The following is a 17864-nucleotide window of genomic DNA, read 5'->3' as shown; positions in this document are numbered from 1 at the left end:
GACGCGGAGAAGGACTGGCACCCCGGCTCCGACGGCCAGGTGCTCGACCTCGTGCACCCGTCGCTCTTCTGCCTCGTCCGCGAGGTGAGCGGCGGGCCCGAGCGGGCGTGGCAGAGGGACAACAGGTGGGGCCAGAAGTACGAGTTCTCCGAGCGCTTCCAGTGGCTGCCCACGGACGTCGAGGTCGGTGACGACGGCGAGGTCGCGTTCCGCTCGTACGTCAACAACGTCCACCCGGTCGAGCACCGCGAACTCGCCGAGGTCCTGCCCGAACTGTTCGCGCGGATACGTCCGTTGTTCGAGAACGTGCTCACCGACCTGCGCCGTCCGCAGACTCTGCGGATCGAGGCCGATCCCTACGGCTGGTACGACTCGTCGGAGCCGGCCAGGCCCGATCCCAAGGATGTGGAGGCCTACGCCGCGTATCGGGAGGCGCTGAACACCTGGTACGACAACCGTCGCCCGGACGTCCCGGACGCGCCGGAGTACGTCCCTCCCGAGCTGCCCGACGAGACCGAGCGGGTCGACCTGCGCGGCCGGAACCTCCAGGTCATCGTCAAGCTCGCCACCATCCACCTCACCCCGGAGAAGCCCGAGTACGCGGGAGGCTCCTGGCACGTCGAGGGGATGGAGAACGAGCGGATCGTCTCGACCTGCCTGTACTACTGGGACAACGAGAACATCACCGAGAGCCGGCTGAGCTTCCGGACGGCGCTCGATGAGCCGGAGGAGTACGAGCAGAGCGACGACGACGGCATGAACGAGGTCTACGGCCTGGAGAACGCGAGCCCGCTGAACCAGGTGCTCGGCTCCGCGCCCACTCCGGCCGGCCGCTGCCTGGCGTTCCCGAACGTTCTCCAGCACCGTGTGGCCCCGTTCCGTCTCGCGGACCCCTCCAGGCCGGGGCACCGCAAGATACTCGCGTTCTTCCTCGTCGACCCGTCGCAGAACATCGTCTCGACGTCCGACGTGCCGCCGCAGCAGCCCTGGTCCGAGACCTCGACCATGACGCTGGAGCAGGCCAAGGCCTACCGCGAGGAGCTGATGACGGAGCGGAAGTTCTTCGTCGACGAGCACAACCAGCAGGTCTACGAGCGGGAGTTCTCGCTCTGCGAGCACTGATCCGCCCCTGGGGGGCGGGCGGCGGTCCGGCGGTGGAAGCGGCCGCCCTGGTTCATCACGAACACGGTCCCGGTGACGTCGACGGCCGCCGGGGCGACGTCGTAGCGCCCAGCCTGCTCCGCCGCCGTACCCGTGCGGTGCCATGCCTGGTCCGCTGGAAGCCGCCATGGCCGAGGCGCGACTTCGCGGTGCCGCCGTCTCCCCCCGGAGACGATGACGAGTCCGCCGACGGAGGAACTGCCGCCGACGCCGCCGGAGTGGTGGCGGCGCCGGCCGCGCCGGGTGCGCCGACGACGACGGACTCCACCGCGGCAGGTCGACGGCGTCTACGACGCGTTCCCCGTAGCGACCGCCTGCGCCGCCCGGTCGGGCGAGCAGCTCGTTGGCGTCGGCTCCGGCCGAGCCGCCCCTGCTCCCTGGGCGCGGATCCTTACTCGAGCGAGCCAGGGACAGTCGGCCTTGATGAAGTGGAAGGTGCCGGAGTTGTTGTAGGCCACGACGTCGCGCAGGCCTTGCTGTCCAGCGACGAGACACACCTCGCCTCGCCTCTGTCGTTGATGGTGAAGAACTCCCCGCAGGCGCAGGCGCAGGCGCAGACGCCGGCCATGGCAGCTCCTTGTGTCGGTGAGGTGCCCGGCCTCAACCAGCGGCAGACGGCAGGCTACAGAGTCCTCCCTTCCTGTCCAGCTGTCTGCCGGTTCAAAAGCACCTTCCGGTATCTGGCCAGCCGTGGATTGGCCGAGGCGAGTCGACACTCAGCCCACCTCCCCGGCGAAATCGTTTCCTTGGCTGCTCGTCCCCGTCGCTCACCCGGTCAGCGTTCCAGCCGCTACCGACAACCGGGCGAGGGCCGACGGGCCCGGCATGCCCCAGGCCGGACCCCCTGTACTCGCCGCGGCGTGGGCAGCGCGGTCGGGGACAACTGAGTGCTCCCGTGGTCGACGCCCCGCCGCACCGGGCGGTCGGGCCCGTAGGCACTCACCAGGGGCATGCGGTCGTAGCCACGGTAATCCGCCGGTTCAGGCAGGCGCGGTCGTTGGAAGGCGGCCTCCTCGTCGCCGGCGCAGCGCCACGTGGGACAGGGGTGCCGACGTAGGGCATGGTGCGTCGAATGCCGCCGGGCACACGGGGGGTGCGCGGTGTGCGCCCGCACGCGCCATACGAGGGGGGGTGCGCACGCCCCCGTAACGGGCTATGGAGTTGCCGATCGCCAACAATAAGAATGTTCCTGCGCACAGGTGCCGACCGCCAAATTCTTCCCAGTTGCGCGAACTTGACTGCGCACATACAGGAGGACGGGCGGGTCCGGAACTCACGGCCGTGCCGCTACCACTGACTCAACTTACGACCACTCCGGCTTTCGCCGACGGCCGGTCAGTGTGTCAGCACCCCCAGGTCCCTCCGACCAACGCGACCCTCCTTCCTTCACGGACCGAGGCGACCAATACGGCGTCAGGATGAAAGGAGAAACCGTGTCACGTACACGCACAGCTCTCACGCTTTCCTTGGCTGCGCTCGCCGCCGCATTCGTCCTCCCCGGCGGGACAGCGCAAGCTGCGCAGGCGCAGGCTGCCACGGTGGTCTGCACCGGCACGGCAAACCAGACGTACTCACCGCCACTCGGTCCGCTGCCAAAGACCACAGACGTGGACCTGAATGAGAATGTGACATGTCTCGGCGGCCCGTTCCTCACCGGCACCGCCTCCGCCTCCTTCGTCGAGCAGGCCAGTTGCCTGATACCGCCACCCATGGACACGGTCCTGCCAGCCGGCAACATCGTCTACCACTGGAGCAACGGCCAGACCAGCACCGTGACCTACGGCCTGCCCGTCGTCGTGCGGGCAGCGAACCAGACCATCGTCACCACCGTGGGCACGATCACCTCCGGCTACTCACAGGGCTCCCTGGTCGAACGCGAAGTGGTAACACTTGACCTCGATGTCCTCGGATGCCTCACCTCAAGCATCAGCAAGCGGCCCGGCAGCGAAATTCTCACCGTGCTCCTCTGACCGCTAGGCGAGCTCTGTCGGCGCAGAGGCCGCACAGCAGGCTCCCAGATCTGGCCGCATGGGCTCATGCAGGCCCTCCCCCTTCCGGACGGAGCTGCGTGGTCAGTGGCGCGGGGACGGTCGGGGTAGGCGTCGTAGTGCTAGGACCGTGTACACGGCCGTCCAGCAGGCCGTCCGGGTTTCCCCGTGGCTGCCGACCCGCCAAACCGGGCGGCAGGGCACGTAAGCGCTCAGCGGGGACAGGTCCTCGTCGCCACGGTGATCCGCCGGTCAGGGCGGATGCGGTCGTGGAGGGCAGCCTCCCCCGTCGTCGTCGCGGCGCGGGGCGAATGGAAACAGCAGCGGCGGGAAGGGCCGGTTCGGGAAGGGTTCGGCGTAGGTCTCCTGACAGTGGCTGCGCGGCGGTGCGGGCGGCGTTCCCTCGTCGCGTCCGGACGGGGGGGCGTTGCGATAGTGTCGTAGCGCTCCACGCTTCGGTTGAAGCAGCGTTCGACGACGGCGGGCCTTGTGGAGCTCACGATCGAAGGCCGGTGGTCTGCCGTCGGCCCGGCCGCGCCGCCACTGCATCGTCTGACGGTCGGCGATGAAGACGACACTCAAGTATTCGTCTTCGTCCAGCGCGGCAAGAACCTCATCAGCTGTCGCTCCCGACCAATCGGGCGCGTCGACCACCTGCACCCGTGAACGCAGTCCACGACTCGTCGTCGCTGTAGTCGGTCCTGATGACGAGAGCATCGAACATGTCGCGTCCGACGATCTCAGTAAGCACTCGCTCAAGGCCCTCCGGCATCGCATGTCCAGGACACCCTGCACGCCGCACCGACAACCAGCTTCCTCGGGAGTGATTCAAAGGGAAAGGCCTAACCGCACCCGGTGGCGCTGAAGGTCGACCTCGGCAACCTTCACCGTGAGCAGCTCGCCCTTATCGACAAGCTGCTCCGGGGTCTCGACCTCCTGGTCAGTCAGCTCGGAGAGGTGAAGGAACCCCACGACATTGCTGGCAAGCTGCACAAAAACACCAAATGGCACGATCTCGATGATCGGCCCGGTGAGAACGTGGCCGACCTGGTCCGCAAACCGGATGAGTGGGTTCTCCTGCAGAGCCTTCAACGAGAGCGTGACCTGTCCGGCGCGCGTTTCTGTGCTGATCACCTCAGCGGTGATCCGCTGGCCGGCTTCGACAGCCTCGGATGGGTGCTTGATCCAGTCCCACGTCAGGTCCGGCCCCCGGATGAAGCCGGTACAGAGTCCGTTCGGTTCGCCATCGATGTGCACGAAGACGCCGAAGTTGTGAACCTCGGCGACCGTCCCGGTCACGACCTGCCCTCCTTCGAACGAGAGGAGGAAGGACCGCAGGGCCGGAATCTCGCACGCCCTGGCGGAGAGGTGGAGCTCACCTTGGCGCCAACGGCCGATGTCTTCGGCCTCGATCTCCTGACCGACTTCGAACAGCTCGGAGGGAGACTCCACCCGACGCATCGACGCCTCGTGCCCGGGGATCCGGCCGATCTCGGCTTCCTCCCCTTCAGCACCTTTGAGCTGCACCAGGACATCCGCCCCATCGAACCCGATGACCTTCACCGTTCTCACTTCCCCCGGCCGGAGTTGGTTGAGCAAGGATTGCAGGCGGGGGTCAGGGGCTGGCTCGGACATGGAGGTGAGCCTAGTCGGCGCCGGTCGGACTGCTCTCAGCTCTCGTGACCAGGTGCGTGTCATGGTGCGGCCGCGTAATCCAACACCCAGCATCCACGCTCAGGCCCGTCCGTCAACGCATCAGCGGCCTGTAACGCCACGCTCCGACCTTCCCTGGGGTGAGCGGGGGAGGACGCGCGAACTCCGGCTCCCTCAGAGTTTGCCTACCAGGAGAACCGTGCGGTGCCCCCCGAGCGCGCGGGAGAGACCCTCGAGGAACCCGAGGCTGAAGTCCGGCCAGTCCCAGAACTCGAAACCGAGATACCCGAAGGCGAAGTAGTCATCCGACCAGGTCCACGCAGTTAGGTCACCAGAGCGCCGACAACATGGGCAGGCGACTGCCGCGCTGCCTGTGTCGCTCCAGGTGCTCATGGCCTCACCGAAGGGTTCCCACGCTCCCTCGATCTCTTCCAGCCGGTCGGTGTAGAAATTCGCCCGCCCGGCACAATGGGGGCACACCGCGAACCTGGGTTCGCCCTGACCGCAGTCGAATATGGTGCGGCTGGTCTCGATCCTGAGTCCGTCGCTGGGTTCCCAGTGCGCCTGACCGACCGCCTTGGCCCAGGAGGGACCTGGCGGATGCCCTGACGGCGCCCCCAAAACACAGTCGGTGAGCTCGGCCCGAACTATTCCCTCTTCAACCAGCCAGTCGATTCCGCTGTCCGCCAGTATGTGGGCGTCCGCGTGCGTGGCGTCGAGGTCGACGACGGTTTGAAAGTAGTTCCCCATGAGGCAACGGTAGAAGCAGCCACCGACAGCACGTCACTGAACCCCTTCATCCGATCCGGCAGAACAAGGTGCCCTTTCACCGGCAGATGAAGCCGCTCCTCGATGCCTTCGCCGCCCAGCTCACCCGAGTCGTCGACGCCGCCCGCTCAAGTCGCCGACTCGCACCCTCACTCGCCAACTGAAGCGCTCAGTCGCACCGGGGCGCGCAGGTTGTTCGAGGTACGGCTGCCACAGCTCGACCTCAAGGTGCTCGACGTCGGTGAAGCGGACTTCCTCGAGGGAGCCGGCACGGAGGCCGCCGTCCTGCAAATAGATCTCCTTGAGTGCTTCGGCGGCGATCTCCTGGAGTTGCTCGCCGATGGCACCGGCCTTCTGGGCGGGCAGGGCAACGGTCAGGTGCCGGATGCGGTCCTGGTCGGTCGATCCGATCGGGGCGGTGTAGCCCATGCTGGCTCGGGCGTCGATGACGATGCCGCCGGTGGTGGCCGCTTCTGCCGGCCTTGGCCCGGATCTGGGGCTGCCGCCGCCTCATCACCTCGCGCTCCAGGCGCGCGGCGGGGCCGGCCCTGGGCTTCTTCATCTGGTCCTCCACGCACCGCTCGACGGTGCGCTGGGAGAGCCGCACCATCTGGGCGACCGCCCTCGTGCGGCCGAGCTGGTTGACGGGGGCGCTCGGGAAATCGGTCGACAGCGCCTGGTGCGTACGAGCGGGCTATGTCCACCCGGCGACGCTGCGGGAGGGAGCTCCGTGCGCGAGAACCAGACCCCCGCCTGCACAGGGGAATCCACCCAGGTCTTCCTGGGCGCTCCCACGTAGTACGTGCTGTCGGTACCCGACACCGCGCGAGCGGCGACGGCGGCTGCGGCACCCCGGCCTCCTCCGGCGTCTGCTGAGCCTGGCGTTTGCAGCCGCGGCGAGTTGAGGGCCGGCTGTTCCTTTGACCGGACCGAGTCCCGACCGACCGTGGCAAGCGAGAATCGAAGATTCACCTGATCACCGAGCGGAACGGCGTACCGCCGTCGCTGGGCGTTTCCCAGCCAGGTCTCGGGGACTCAGATGCGATCAGTATGGTGATTATCAAGACACCTTCGCCCGGCGGAATAAGTAGAGGCGGGTCGTCACGGCACCCGACGCGTTCTTCACCCGTGCACCCCTGTCACATCCTCCACTGGCAGCCATGCCTGTCCGGACGGATTTCGTCACTTTTCTCCATGGTGGCGCGAGAAGCAGGAACTCTTGGCGATGACGGATATGCGACGGCTTCCCGCACCCCTGTTCTTCGACGTGGTGTCCGCTGGGTAGTCCCTTGGCCGACCGGCGGCGAGAGCCGTCCGTCCATCACGGATGAACCCATCGAAGGAGTGGATCCCATGGAGCAGCCGGAGATCGAGCAGGTCACCGAAGAACTGCCCGAGTTCGGCCTGATGGTCGACATCGGCGACGACGACTAGGCACTCGCCCACGAGGCAGCACCAGGTGCGTGGCGATCGTCCGCCACGCACCTTCCACCCCCGAACTCCGCCGGAGGCCGGAACGTGCTTGTGACCCCTGACGCCGTGGCCGCCCACCGGGCCGAGGACGCCCTCTGGCACGCCACCGACACGGTGCTGCGCAGGACGGGAACGGGCGGGTCGGTCCTGCCTCCGCGTCATCCTGCCCGAAAGGCCGCAGCCCATCGGGCGGGCACGGAACCGCTGCCTGTGACCGCACGGATGGAGCGAACGCCCTCGACCGCCGAGGATTCGGCAGCCGTTCCCCCGCCCCGTAAGGCCGTCGGCCGCTGGGCCGTCGACCTCGCAGTCCCGGCACCCCACCTTGCCGCGGCGGTCCGACGGGCACTCGCCTCGATCCCGCGGAGACCGGAGACGACGACCGGCCTGGAGGGACCTGGGGCCGCCGTCCGGGGCTGGGAGCCCGGGCAGGCCGCCGTACTGGCCGAGACCGCCGAGCGGCTGGACCAGGTGTGGCCGGCGATGCTGGCCGAACTGCGGGAGAGCGTCAGCCAGATCGTCCTGCTGGACGGCCGGGCCATCGACGGATTCACCGACTTCACCACGCACGGCGCCGTGTATGTCAACACGGCCCGGCTGACCACAGGACGGGACGGTCTGCCCGGCTGGGTCCGGCTGGCCGACGCCCTGGTCCACGAAGGCACCCACACCCGTTGCAACGCCGCCGCCTTCAGCACTCCATTCCTCGTAACCGCGACCGATGCCGTGCCCTCCGTCATGACCCCGCTGCGGCCGGATCCCCGGCCGTTGACCGGCCTTTTCCAGCAGACGGTCGTCCTGGTCCGCCAGACGGTCCTGTACCGGCTGCTCCACCGGCGCGCGCCGCTGTCGGATTCCCAGCGGGAGGCGGTGGCCGCCCGCCGGAACCGGCTGCTCACGAAGGCGTTCCAGGGCGTCGACACTCTCGGCCGCCACCGCGCCGCTCTCACTCCCGCCGGAGAGGCCGTGCACGCCCATGCGGCCTGCCTACTGGCGGAGGAGGCCGCACAGGAAGAGGCGGGAGCGGCGCGGCCGCAGGGAGGCAGTGCGTGAGCGTCTCCACACCGCCGGCCTGGGCCCCCGAGGTCTTCGCTCCGTGGCCGCACACCCCCGGCGCACTGTTGGCCCGCGTCGCCGCCCGGTCGCAGTCGTTCAACCCGACCGGCGCCGCCGGTGGTGCTCCCGTCCTGATCGGCAGTGCCGCAGGCGACACCGCACCCGACGTCGGACGGCGCGCCCGCGGCGAACTGATGGAACGCATGGGCAACGTCCTGGCCGGGCGGGCCGCGGAAGCCGAGGCCGAAGCGGGCCTCCCACGGTGCCTGCCTGACGACCACGACCGCGTCCGCACCGGCACCTGGTCCGAGCTGCGCCGCGCGGGCGTCCCCGCCGCCGATCCCGCCGAATCCGCCGCCACGCCCACCGTCCTGACACCCGACCGAGCCTTCACCCATGAGGTGCGGCAGCTCTGGTGCCGGGGCCGGGAAACGGGATCCGGTGAGGACATCTGGGTGCCGGCGGGTGCCGCGTTCCTCCATCACCGCCCGCCACCCGGCTGCACAGCCACCCACCGGGCCGGGTCAACCGGCGTCGCCGCCCACCGCGGACCCGACGCCGCAGCGGCGCATGCCGCCTGGGAGATCCTCGAACGTGATCTGGTGCGCCGCAGCTGGTACGACCCGCTCCGCCATCCGCCCGCCCCTTACGACGCCAACGGTGTCCTGCCGGCCGGTGCACGCGAACTGCGGCACCTGCTCGGCCACGAGGGCCTGCAGGCCACCGCGCTCGCCCTCCCCGCCCCGGCTGGTGCCACGGCCGTCGCGGTCTGCGTCCACGAGCCTGATCGCACCCATCAGACATGGGGGGCCCGCTGCGGTCCCGTCCACGACCTTCCCGAGACAGTGGCACGAGCCTGCTGGGAAGCGCTCATGGTCCGCTGGAGCATGTCCACCCCGGTAGCCGGCCGCGCCTGGGACCGTCTGGCGCACACCGGCGTCCCGCGCACCGAGCTGGACCACGCCCTGTGGGCCTTCCACGCCCAGGACGCGCTGACACGCTGGGCAGGGCCGGCCTCCGCCCTCCGCGCCCCTCTTGCCGCCACAGCAGCCCGCCGACCCGCCCGGGACCCGGACCCCGTCGCTCTGCTCGCCGCACACACCGGACGCGAGGTAATCGCCGTCGACTGCCGCGCAGGCCCCCCGGCGGACGAGGGCCTGGCCGTCGTCCGGCTGATCGCCCCCGGAGCGTCACCCCTGCCGGCCCACCCGGTGCCGGGAGTGCCACCGCACCCGTTCGGCTGAACACCCCAGCAAGCCACGCCGGTGCACAACACACTCCGCGCCCCGGACCGGCCAGGACCACAGCTCCGCGCCATGTCCACGCCCACACCGGGAGGACCCCACATGTCCACGTCCCCACGCGACACACCGATACAGCTCTCCTACGCCACGCTGTTCGCCCACCGGTACGACGACTGGTTCGCCGCGTCGAACACCGAAACCACCGTCGGCTTCCTGGCAGCCCTCGCGAAGGAGGGCCCGCCCGGCCCCCTGCTCGAACTGGGCAGCGGCACCGGCCGGGTGGCCCTGCCACTGGCATCACTGGGCCTCACCGTCGAAGGGCTTGACGCCTCTCCCGAAATGACCGCCCAACTGCACGCCAAACCCGGCGGCAGCGCAGTCCGGGTCACCCTCGGCGACTTCTCCGCACCCCCGGAGCCGGCGGACAGCGGACGGTACGCCCTCGTCTACGCGGCCGGCGGCACCTTCGCCGAACTCGACACCCAAGAGGCACAGCGCCGCTGCCTCGCCTCCGCCGCCCGGCGACTGAAGCCCGGCGGACGGCTCGCGCTCGACGCGCATCTGCCCGAGACACTCGCCACCCGCGGCACCGGCACCCAACCGGTGGACACACCCGGCGAAGGTTTCGTGCTCCGAACCCGCACCCTGCACCCCGCCCGCCAGCAGTACACCTCCGACTACGCCGTCCTCGACGACGGCCGGATGCGTCACGTGAGGGTCTCCTTCCGCTACTTCACCCCCGGCGAACTCGATCTGCTGGCGGAACTGGCCGGCCTGCGGCTCGTACGTCGTACCGGCGGCTGGTCGGGACGGCCGCTGACCGACGCCAGCAGCCACCACGTCTCCGTCTACGAACTGCCCGCATGACCACCTTGAGTACCTCGACCGCCTGACAGACCGGATGCTCAAAGAGGTATTTCCAAAGGCGACTGGCTCTTGCGGGCCCACCGCGATGCCGACTCAACGATGCAGGTCTGGTCGACACAGAAACTGGAGACCTTGACCGCGATCGGTGGAGAGCGCCTGGTGGGGCCCAGCAGGGAAAACGAGCATCACTCCGCCGGCGCGCACGACCCTGCACCGCTCCCGTGCCAACGCGGTGGGAGAGCGCCCGTACGACGGCAGCACGATCGGCTGCTGGCTCGAATCCTGGCTCGACCAGTTCTCCGTAGCCGACGAGCACGGCAAGGCTTCGACCCGGCACAGATGTTCCCCTATACCTTCCGGCACACCTGCGCCCAGCTACGGGCCGACGCAGGCGTCCCGCTCGACATCCTGCAAGTCCTCATGGCCCACCAGGACCCCCACCACGCTGGTCCACTGCCGGCCGGCCCTCGCACCCGAGGCGGATCGAAGCGGTGCGCACCATCGCGGCCAAGTACCAGTTCGACCGCATCCGCGCCCGCACTCCCGTGCTCACCACCGGTCCTCTGAGCACGGCGAACCTGGAGCTGCTGCGCAAGGCCAGCTCGAGGCTGCTCAACTTCGACCGGCCGCTCCGGCACAGCCACACCCTCAGGCGCTAACCGAGCCGTCAGGCGGGTGACGGCGCGACGTCCAGGGCCGGGGACCATACGACACTGCACCAGCACTTGGTCGTGACAGCGGCGGCTTCCGGGGGCCGCTCGTGCCGGCGGGCATCAGACCGAGACGAGGCCGAAGACGTCAACCCCGGTCAGCGACGTGAGTCCCTGAGGCGTCTCGCAGGCCAGAAGCGCGAGGGAGACGTTGGTGATGGTCCACACGACCGTCGCCCCCTGGAAGGTGCCTGCGGTGACCGAACCGGTGAAGGTGTTGATGAGCTGTCCGTTGACCTTGGTCGCAGTCCGGACGACCTGCAGAGTGCTGGTGGAACCGTCCGACCAGTGAATCACGTTGGTCACCGAGGAGGAGCCGAGGAGTTCCTGGCAGGAGTACGTACCGGTCGAGGAGAACGTGATCGTTCCGGACGTGATGGACGTGTTGGGCGCTACGCACGGGCCCAACTGGTTGGTCCCTGAAGCTGTCACGGTGGCGGGGGTGTTGGTGAGCCCGGGACTGTACTGAATGGTCTGCGTGCCGGAACACGTCACCAGGGTGACCGCCGCCGCGGACTGTGCTCCGGCGAGAACCGCTGCAAAGGCGAGAAGAAGAGTGGAAAGCGCGGCCAGACAACGGCGACCGGGCCTGAAGGACGAAAAGAGAGTCAAGGAACCTCCTCGGGCCAGGAACGGCTTGCGGAAGGCCGCTCCGACGGATGTGTCGCGCACTTGACGACTGCGGCTGCCGTTCCGGCGGCACGGGTCGCCGACGCGGCTGAAGGGCGAGGCGGGCTGAAGCGACGGAACACCTCGGCGTTACCGCACTGATCACCCATCTTGGGAGTGCTCCCCTCACACTGCGGCACAGGCGCACGTATGACAACACACGACGTGATGGCGGAGGTGCCTGGGACGGCAGAGCGCGAAAGAGGCTGAGTGCCAGCCAATGCGCAGGCGTGTTGGCACCACCTGCAGGTCGCTACGGTCGTTGTCCGACCGTTGGCGGACCACGGTGTCTGCTGCCCCGTTCGGCCGGCATACGTCGCCGTCGAGGCGGCTATGTCGGCGCAGCGATCAACGGGATGGCAAAGGCCCTGGCCTGGAGGTCGCGGATCGTGCTGGCGGGCTCACACGGTGATACGGCACCGACGGCAGCCCTTCTCGAGCCGGACAGCGTGACGGGGCGACGGCCTTGGCCGTCGCCCCGTCACGCTGTCCGCTGCGGGATCACTTCTTGAGGAATTCCAGAAGGTCCTGGTTGAAGTACTCCTTGTCGCCCGGCACCATGGCGATGCCGTGGGAGCCCTTGCCGTACACCTTGAGTTCGGCGTCCGGGATGAACGCGGCGGACTTGCGCCCCCGTGGCATCGACGGGGACGACCTGGTCGTCGTCGCCGTGGACGACGAGCGTCGGGACGTCGAACTCCTCGAGGTCCGCATGGAAGTCGGTGGAGGCGAACGCGTCGACGCAGGCGACGCCGCCTTCGATGGTCTGGGCCATCGCCATGTACCAGAAGGCGTCCTTGTTGCCCTAGGTGACAGAGTTGCCCTCGCGGTCGGCCGAGAAGAAGCCTACCGCCGTGTCCATCCAGGACTGCGAGCGCTCCTTCAGGATGCCCGCCTTGAAGTCGTCGAAGACCGACTGCGGGACACCCTCGGGGTTTTCCGGGGTCTGCAGCATCAGCGGCGGCACCGCGGACAGCAGCACGGCGGAGCGGATGCGCCCGGTGCTGCGGCGCAGGCTCCCGCAGGCACGGTGGGGATGCCGTCGGGGAAGCTCTGCACGAGGACGCGTCGGCCGGAGCGCCGGTGGTCACACGGAGGTGATCTCCAGAGTGACGGTGGAGTAGATGCTGGAGACGGTGCCCAGACCGAGGGTGCACAAGGTGACGTCGGTGGCCGGGCCGGTGATGGTGTGCAGGACGGTGTCGCCGGTGAACAGGCCGCTGGTGACGGTGCCGGTGAAGGTGACCACCAGAGCGGCTCCGACGATGGTGGAGCTCTGGTTGCCGGAGAGCGTGGAGGTCTGGCCGGTGTTCCAGGTGATGGTGAAGGTCCGTGGGCTGGCACCGAGCAGGCTCTGGCAGGAGCGGGTGCCGGTGGCTTGTGCCGCGGTGCTTCCTGAGGTCAGGCCGGGGACGCTGGGCGAGACGCACGGACCGTAACTGGTGGAGCCGGTGATCTGCACGTTGTTGGGTGTGAGGGTCAATGGGGGGTTGTAGGTGACGGTGTTGCTGCTGGGCGGGGTGCAGGTGGCGTCCAGGACGCCGGCCGAGGCCGGCGTCGCCGGCGTCAGCAGAGCGGCGGTCATCAGGAGGGCGCCCAGTAGGACGGTCCGGATCCGGGGCATGGGGTCGACTCCGTTCGGTGGTGACGATCAGGAGGATGTGCGTAGGTCAGGCGGTGGGCGGTGCCGGTGAGCCGGACGGGTGCCGCCAGGCGGCAGTCGAGCACGCTCGGCGTGGCAGTTGGCCAGGATCCGCTCGGGGGCGGTTTCCCGGACCGATCCGTCGATCTTCTGTCGATCCGTCGTGCTTCCGTGCCTTGGCCCGTGGATCTGAAAGACGCGAGGCCATCGCCGACGACTCGGAGGCCGCCTAATGTAGAGGTGCGTCCCCGAAGCCGCCATCACCCCGGAGGACTACCGGGCAGTACACCGCAATGACTAGGCCCCGCCCCGCACAGAATGATCCATTCAGATTCACGACATTCGACGGATTGCCGAATGGCAGATACTCGACGGACGGCCGACATCTTCGTCTGCTCTGTCCGTCGCCGGCACGGTCCCTCGGGCGCTCTCAGTCTCTCCGCAGGTCAGGCAGGAGCGACGTTCAGTCGTGCCGGGAGGGAAAACCGCCAGACCCCGAGCCCTGGGGAAGGTCACAGGGCACCTCGTGCCGTGTCACGAAACGGCCAAGCAGTGTGGCGCCGGCCCGTCAGCGCCTGGACGCCTTCAGCCCGAGTGCAAGAATTCTGGCGAGGTCAATCAATGGTCGTCTGCGGCAACGACTCATATCCGTAGTCCGTCAGGGGCATGACGGACCACGGGATCCAGGGGGCGCCATGCCTGGTCCCGCACTGGAAGACCGTTCCGGGGTCCCGGCAGGACACCATTCGTGATCCGGGAAAAGGCAGTCGCACTGTGTTCCGCCGGCATACTTTCCCTTCTGGGTACTGCGGGATCCGCGGTTCCCGCACAGGCGAAGGACGCGGACACCCCCCGTCCTTCGTGAGCATCCACAACGACATCGACGTCACCATCCGCAGCGGCACCGCAGGCTCCGGCACGAGCATCTGGCACGGCTGCGTCTCCCCGGAACTTGCGCAGATCATCTACGGCGAGCTCCAGGCCAGGTACCGCGACGGGTATTTCCTCCAACGCCACAGTCAGCATCCTTCAGTGGCGAGTGGTCTTCTGCGACTCCAACGATGACGAAGCCGCCGCGTCCGTGCTGAACCTGACCTCCACCTGCACCGGGCTCGTCCCGCACTGCTGGCCCGGTCGACGAAGAGGCGGCGGGGCAGCAGGCGGTGCGCTCCGAGCGGGCCGAGGGGCCTGTTCGGTGTCCGGGACGTGGTCGCCTACGTCGCCGTCCAGCTCGGTCAGTTCGTTGCGGACGGTGCCGAGCCCGTCCTCGACGCGTCGGACATCGCCGCGGATGCCGCTCAGCTCGCAGTCGAGAACGCCGGCCTCCCCCAACTTCGGACACAGCGCGTGCAGCTCGCTCCCCGCCTCGCCGGTCCTGGTATCCGGACGGCGGACCACGGGGTGCCCAAGGACGGCTTCGGCGTCCCCGGGCGTGGTCGTCCGCCACCGTGCGCCGTACCGACTCCACGGCACGATCCCTCGGGAGAGGGCTGCCTCACCCCCGGGGGTATCCACCGGTGCGTGGCTTGTCCGCAGACAGCGCTGCGGCACGCGCCCCGTGTGCACCTCGCACACGGGATTGACGTGTTCGCACGGTGTCGCACATCCGCTTGCTTCGCTAGCTTCTGCACTTATCCGTACACACAGGCCGCATGCGATCATTCAGGGAGTCGGCATGTCCCCTCTGCGTAAGGCCGCCTCGGCTCTGGCTGCGCTCTGTCTGGCCGGCTTGGGCGTCACCGCCGTCAGCTCCACCGCTTCGGCAGCCACCTCCTCCGCCGGTGTTCTGGACGCCACCTGCCCGCTGGGAACGGAGACCACCACCTACGACCCTCCCGTCACCCTCACTCCGACGACCACCGACATCGACATCACCACACAGCTCGGCCCGTGCATCACCACGGATCCGGCCATCACCACCGGAACCATCAACACGTCCTTCACCGCAGAGCGGTCGTGCGTCACCATCGGATCGGCGAACAACACCACGCTGAAAGTCACGTGGAACGACGGCCGGAGCAGCACCATCAACGTCAACTTCGTCGTCAACACCGTGGGCGGGCAAGTCGTCTCCACCGGTACCGGCGCCGTCCTGTCCGGCCCCTTCTCCGGCGACAGCGCCGTCATCGTCGTCACCGGCCCCGTCCTCAATCCCCTGGAGTGCCTGACCGGCGTGCACGCCCGCACCGGCACCTTCACCATGGAACTGACCTCCCTCTGACCTCTCCCCTCCCCCGCTGCCGTCGTCGGTCCCACAGGCAGGCCATCGATCGCCCGCAGGACGCATCACGGGCCGACAGGGGTCTGCTCCGACACAGAGGGCTGGACAGCCGACCGTCGGCAAGCGGCCACGCCCGCCTCGCCGGTTCCACAGACTCGGCCTGCAGCTCCTCGGTGACCAGGCATGCGCGACGGCATGCCCGCCGGGCCGGCGGCCGGGCAGGAGCCGGGGACAGGGGGCCCTAATCGGTAGCCGGGCTGTCCGGGCGGGCGGTGTGGTCGGGGTGGCCGGCGGTACGGCGGTCCTCCTTCATCTCCGCCTCGTACAAGTGCTCCCTGCCGTCGGCGAGCTCCTCACGTGCCTGCCGTTCCACCTGCTTGAAAGGCTCGTAGTAGGCACGGTTGTAGTCCTCGACGATCTGGAAGGTCCACCGCCCTGGAATGACATTCCGGCCCAGGACATCCTGCTCCACCCGGTCGGCCCAGTCCTCGTGGCCGGCCTCGCGCAGCAGCCGCACCGCCCGGTCCAGCTCCAGATCGGCGCTACCGGTCAGCTGATGGAACGAATACAGGTGACCACGGGCCCGCTCGGTCGTCTCCAAAGCCTTCGACAACGCCCCGAGCGCCTCGACCGTGGCGGTCGTGACACCATCAGGCCGCTGATGCCGTGAGCCGGGCCCATCACCGTGTGCGTTCATCGACAGCCGCTCCTCGACGTGTGGTCCCCGGCCCGGGCAGCACCCCGGGTTCCCCGAAGCAGCAGAACAAACACCCCCCCCCGAGCGACAGACGGGCCGCCCAGGGCGGGACCGCAGTAATCCACCCGGCTGGAGCGAGAAGGGCCGGTGCGGGGGCGGCGCAGCCATCGGCCAGGGACACAACGCGACGGTGTCTCCCAGAGCCAGGCCCAGCTCGTGCAGCCCCGTCCTGGGGACGACACGCTCGCCCGTCGCGCCGCCACCGGCGAGGCGAGTGCACCCGAGGCGGCGGCCCGCTGCGGGTTGGCGGGCAAGGAGTGTGACCCACGACAACGGCCGGACGGCCGTGAGCCTGCGGGTTGCGTGCGAGGGCTCGCAGCGGGCCCGCCGTCTGGCCGGCAGGTCCTCGGCCGCACGCCCCGAGCCCTGTCCCAGGTCGTGCCCCGGGTGCACCGTAGGTGGGTACATCCCGTGCTCACCACGCGGTCTGCCGGTAGGCCGGGGGCGTGCTGGGCTGGGGCCGGTGACACGTTCACCGGCCCGCCTGAGACAATCGCGTGTATGGCGCAACGAAATAGCACAGGCGCTGAGCCGACTCTCGGCCAGGAGGAGCGCCTGGTCGTCGTGGCTGCAGCTGTTGTCGAGCAGGGACGGCTGCTGGTCGTGAGCAAGAAGGCGGCACCGAACGTGTTCTACCTGCCGGGCGGAAAGCCCGATCCGGGTGAGACGTCGGCCGAAGCGCTGGCACGGGAACTCGATGAGGAACTCGGGGTCCAGCCGGTCGAGCCGCAGTTCCTGGCTGTCGTCGAAGCCGTGGCCGCGCTGGAGAGGGTACCCATGCACATGACCGTCTTCACTGCGGGGATCAGCAGCCTCCCCCGGCCCGCAGCCGAACTGGCCGACATGCGGTGGATCAACGGCGATGAGCCAGATGTCCAACTGGCTCCGGCGGTGCAGGATCAGGTTCTGCCGCTCCTGAAGCGCAGCGGCCTGCTGGCTGCATAGGACTTCGACCACAGCCGCGTGCCGCCTCCGCGGTCTTCTGTGCCGGGGTCTGTCCCACGTTCGGAGGGAGCGGCCGACGCGCAGGGGGCGGCACACGCCGCACACCGGACGTCCTGGGCGGTGCGTCTGCTGGCCGGCAAGGCGCACGGGGGCAGGCTCTGGGTCGGCCTGCCCGGCCGCGAGCAGGAGCACAGACATCGCCGCCTGCTCACGGGCAACGGCGCAGTCGACCAGCCCGCGCCGGTCTGCAGAGGCAGGAACCCGCATTCCGACCGCGAACTCCCTCGGCTCGGTGACGTCCGGTCGGCGGACGTCCTCCACCAGGCACCCAACTCGGCGAACAGCCGGACCGACTGCTCGGGCCGATACGGGGCGTTGTTCGGCGGTGCGGACGCCGCACAGCGGTCAGCTTCGTCCTTGTCGCGCCCGGCCGGAAGGCTGCTCGGCCTGCTTCGGCTTGAACGGGGCGGCGGGGCGGCGGGGCGGCGGGGCGGCGGGCGCACCGTTTCCCGTGGGCACGGGGTTCGCGGTGTCCCAGGGCCTCGTCCTGCCGCTGGCGGGCGAGGATCTGTGCTCGCGCCTCGGCCGGGTGGGCGGAGCCTGATGAGCTTCCGGACGGTGCCCCTGGAGACGGTACCGTTGGCGACCTCGCCGGCTTTCGGGCGCGAGGACCCGCAGCCGAGGTGAGAGCGGCACGCTGGAACGCACGG

The 17864-nt window shown here is 69.0% G+C and carries 14 protein-coding genes and 3 pseudogenes; 10 read left to right on the top strand and 7 right to left on the bottom strand.

Annotated elements, in window-relative coordinates:
- The 3 genes from ABZ836_RS21030 to ABZ836_RS21020 form a co-directional block, all read left to right on the top strand.
- Positions 1-1122, top strand: a 1122-nt coding sequence (locus ABZ836_RS21030; protein WP_361144280.1) for a DUF4246 domain-containing protein, incomplete at its 5' end; no start/stop codon positions are given.
- Between the two features lie 1472 nt (positions 1123-2594).
- Complete coding sequence (locus ABZ836_RS21025; RefSeq protein WP_361144277.1) at positions 2595-3131, top strand: hypothetical protein; 537 nt, start codon at positions 2595-2597, stop codon at positions 3129-3131.
- Positions 3132-3638: 507 nt separating this feature from the next.
- Complete coding sequence (locus ABZ836_RS21020) at positions 3639-3815, top strand: hypothetical protein (protein WP_361144298.1); 177 nt, start codon at positions 3639-3641, stop codon at positions 3813-3815.
- A gap of 162 nt (positions 3816-3977) precedes the next feature.
- Here ABZ836_RS21020 and ABZ836_RS21015 read toward each other — a convergent pair whose 3' ends face one another.
- The 3 genes and pseudogenes from ABZ836_RS21015 to ABZ836_RS21005 all read right to left on the bottom strand — a co-directional run.
- Positions 3978-4784, bottom strand: a complete 807-nt coding sequence (locus ABZ836_RS21015) for a S1 RNA-binding domain-containing protein (RefSeq protein ID WP_361144274.1) — start codon at positions 4782-4784, stop codon at positions 3978-3980.
- 192 nt (positions 4785-4976) lie between these two features.
- A complete protein-coding gene (locus ABZ836_RS21010) occupies positions 4977-5552 on the bottom strand; it encodes a hypothetical protein (RefSeq protein ID WP_361144271.1) in 576 nt (191 codons plus the stop codon).
- A gap of 231 nt (positions 5553-5783) precedes the next feature.
- Positions 5784-6243 (bottom strand): annotated as a pseudogene (locus ABZ836_RS21005) (XRE family transcriptional regulator); the annotation flags it as partial.
- 250 nt (positions 6244-6493) lie between these two features.
- Here ABZ836_RS21005 and ABZ836_RS21000 point away from each other — a divergent pair.
- The 5 genes and pseudogenes from ABZ836_RS21000 to ABZ836_RS20980 form a co-directional block, all read left to right on the top strand.
- A pseudogene (locus ABZ836_RS21000) lies at positions 6494-6587 on the top strand (IS5/IS1182 family transposase); the annotation flags it as partial.
- A 678-nt stretch (positions 6588-7265) separates the two neighbouring features.
- Positions 7266-8096 (top strand): HEXXH motif-containing putative peptide modification protein, encoded by an 831-nt coding sequence (locus ABZ836_RS20995; RefSeq protein ID WP_356139034.1) that lies wholly within the window; start codon positions 7266-7268, stop codon positions 8094-8096.
- Entirely contained in the window at positions 8093-9343 is a 1251-nt protein-coding gene (locus ABZ836_RS20990) for a YcaO-like family protein (protein ID WP_361144268.1), read from the top strand. Before ABZ836_RS20995 ends, ABZ836_RS20990 begins: the two co-directional genes overlap by 4 nt.
- Before the next feature lie 102 nt (positions 9344-9445).
- The gene (locus ABZ836_RS20985) at positions 9446-10210 is read left to right on the top strand and encodes a class I SAM-dependent methyltransferase (protein ID WP_356139038.1); all 765 of its coding nucleotides are present in this window, start codon (positions 9446-9448) and stop codon (positions 10208-10210) included.
- 491 nt (positions 10211-10701) lie between these two features.
- On the top strand, positions 10702-10869 hold the full coding sequence (locus ABZ836_RS20980; RefSeq protein ID WP_361144265.1) for a hypothetical protein: 168 nt from the start codon (positions 10702-10704) through the stop codon (positions 10867-10869).
- A gap of 114 nt (positions 10870-10983) precedes the next feature.
- On the opposite strand, the gene ABZ836_RS20975 is transcribed toward ABZ836_RS20980, so the two are convergent.
- The 3 genes and pseudogenes from ABZ836_RS20975 to ABZ836_RS20965 form a co-directional block, all read right to left on the bottom strand.
- A complete protein-coding gene (locus ABZ836_RS20975; protein WP_361144262.1) occupies positions 10984-11532 on the bottom strand; it encodes a hypothetical protein in 549 nt (182 codons plus the stop codon).
- 558 nt (positions 11533-12090) lie between these two features.
- Positions 12091-12592: pseudogene (locus tag ABZ836_RS20970) on the bottom strand (alpha/beta hydrolase); the annotation flags it as partial.
- A gap of 84 nt (positions 12593-12676) precedes the next feature.
- Positions 12677-13213 carry a hypothetical protein gene (locus ABZ836_RS20965; RefSeq protein WP_356139044.1) on the bottom strand — a complete coding sequence of 179 codons (537 nt, stop codon included), beginning with the start codon at positions 13211-13213 and terminating at the stop codon, positions 12677-12679.
- Between the two features lie 1693 nt (positions 13214-14906).
- Between ABZ836_RS20965 and ABZ836_RS20960 the strand changes: the two genes are divergently transcribed.
- Complete coding sequence (locus tag ABZ836_RS20960; RefSeq protein WP_356139048.1) at positions 14907-15452, top strand: hypothetical protein; 546 nt, start codon at positions 14907-14909, stop codon at positions 15450-15452.
- A gap of 241 nt (positions 15453-15693) precedes the next feature.
- Here ABZ836_RS20960 and ABZ836_RS20955 read toward each other — a convergent pair whose 3' ends face one another.
- Complete coding sequence (locus ABZ836_RS20955) at positions 15694-16149, bottom strand: hypothetical protein (RefSeq protein ID WP_356139050.1); 456 nt, start codon at positions 16147-16149, stop codon at positions 15694-15696.
- A gap of 561 nt (positions 16150-16710) precedes the next feature.
- Between ABZ836_RS20955 and ABZ836_RS20950 the strand changes: the two genes are divergently transcribed.
- Entirely contained in the window at positions 16711-17154 is a 444-nt protein-coding gene (locus ABZ836_RS20950; protein WP_356139052.1) for an NUDIX domain-containing protein, read from the top strand.
- The last annotated feature ends 710 nt before the right edge of the window (positions 17155-17864 follow it).

The sequence above is a fragment of the Streptomyces sp. NPDC047130 genome, assembly GCF_040643475.1.
Classification (GTDB): Bacteria; Actinomycetota; Actinomycetes; order Streptomycetales; family Streptomycetaceae; genus Streptomyces.
Note: the sequence above shows the minus strand (reverse complement) of the source record. Positions and strands in the feature narration are given on the sequence as shown.

What these genes read in the sequence shown, in the direction of transcription:
- ABZ836_RS21015 (WP_361144274.1), bottom strand. Translation starts at nt 4,784, where the DNA reads ATGTCCGAGCCAGCCCCTGACCCCCGCCTGCAATCCTTGCTCAACCAA.
- ABZ836_RS21010 (WP_361144271.1), bottom strand. Translation starts at nt 5,552, where the DNA reads ATGGGGAACTACTTTCAAACCGTCGTCGACCTCGACGCCACGCACGCG.
- ABZ836_RS20995 (WP_356139034.1), top strand. Translation starts at nt 7,266, where the DNA reads ATGGAGCGAACGCCCTCGACCGCCGAGGATTCGGCAGCCGTTCCCCCG.
- ABZ836_RS20985 (WP_356139038.1), top strand. Translation starts at nt 9,446, where the DNA reads ATGTCCACGTCCCCACGCGACACACCGATACAGCTCTCCTACGCCACG.
- ABZ836_RS20965 (WP_356139044.1), bottom strand. Translation starts at nt 13,213, where the DNA reads ATGCCCCGGATCCGGACCGTCCTACTGGGCGCCCTCCTGATGACCGCC.
- ABZ836_RS20960 (WP_356139048.1), top strand. Translation starts at nt 14,907, where the DNA reads ATGTCCCCTCTGCGTAAGGCCGCCTCGGCTCTGGCTGCGCTCTGTCTG.
- ABZ836_RS20955 (WP_356139050.1), bottom strand. Translation starts at nt 16,149, where the DNA reads ATGAACGCACACGGTGATGGGCCCGGCTCACGGCATCAGCGGCCTGAT.
- ABZ836_RS20950 (WP_356139052.1), top strand. Translation starts at nt 16,711, where the DNA reads ATGGCGCAACGAAATAGCACAGGCGCTGAGCCGACTCTCGGCCAGGAG.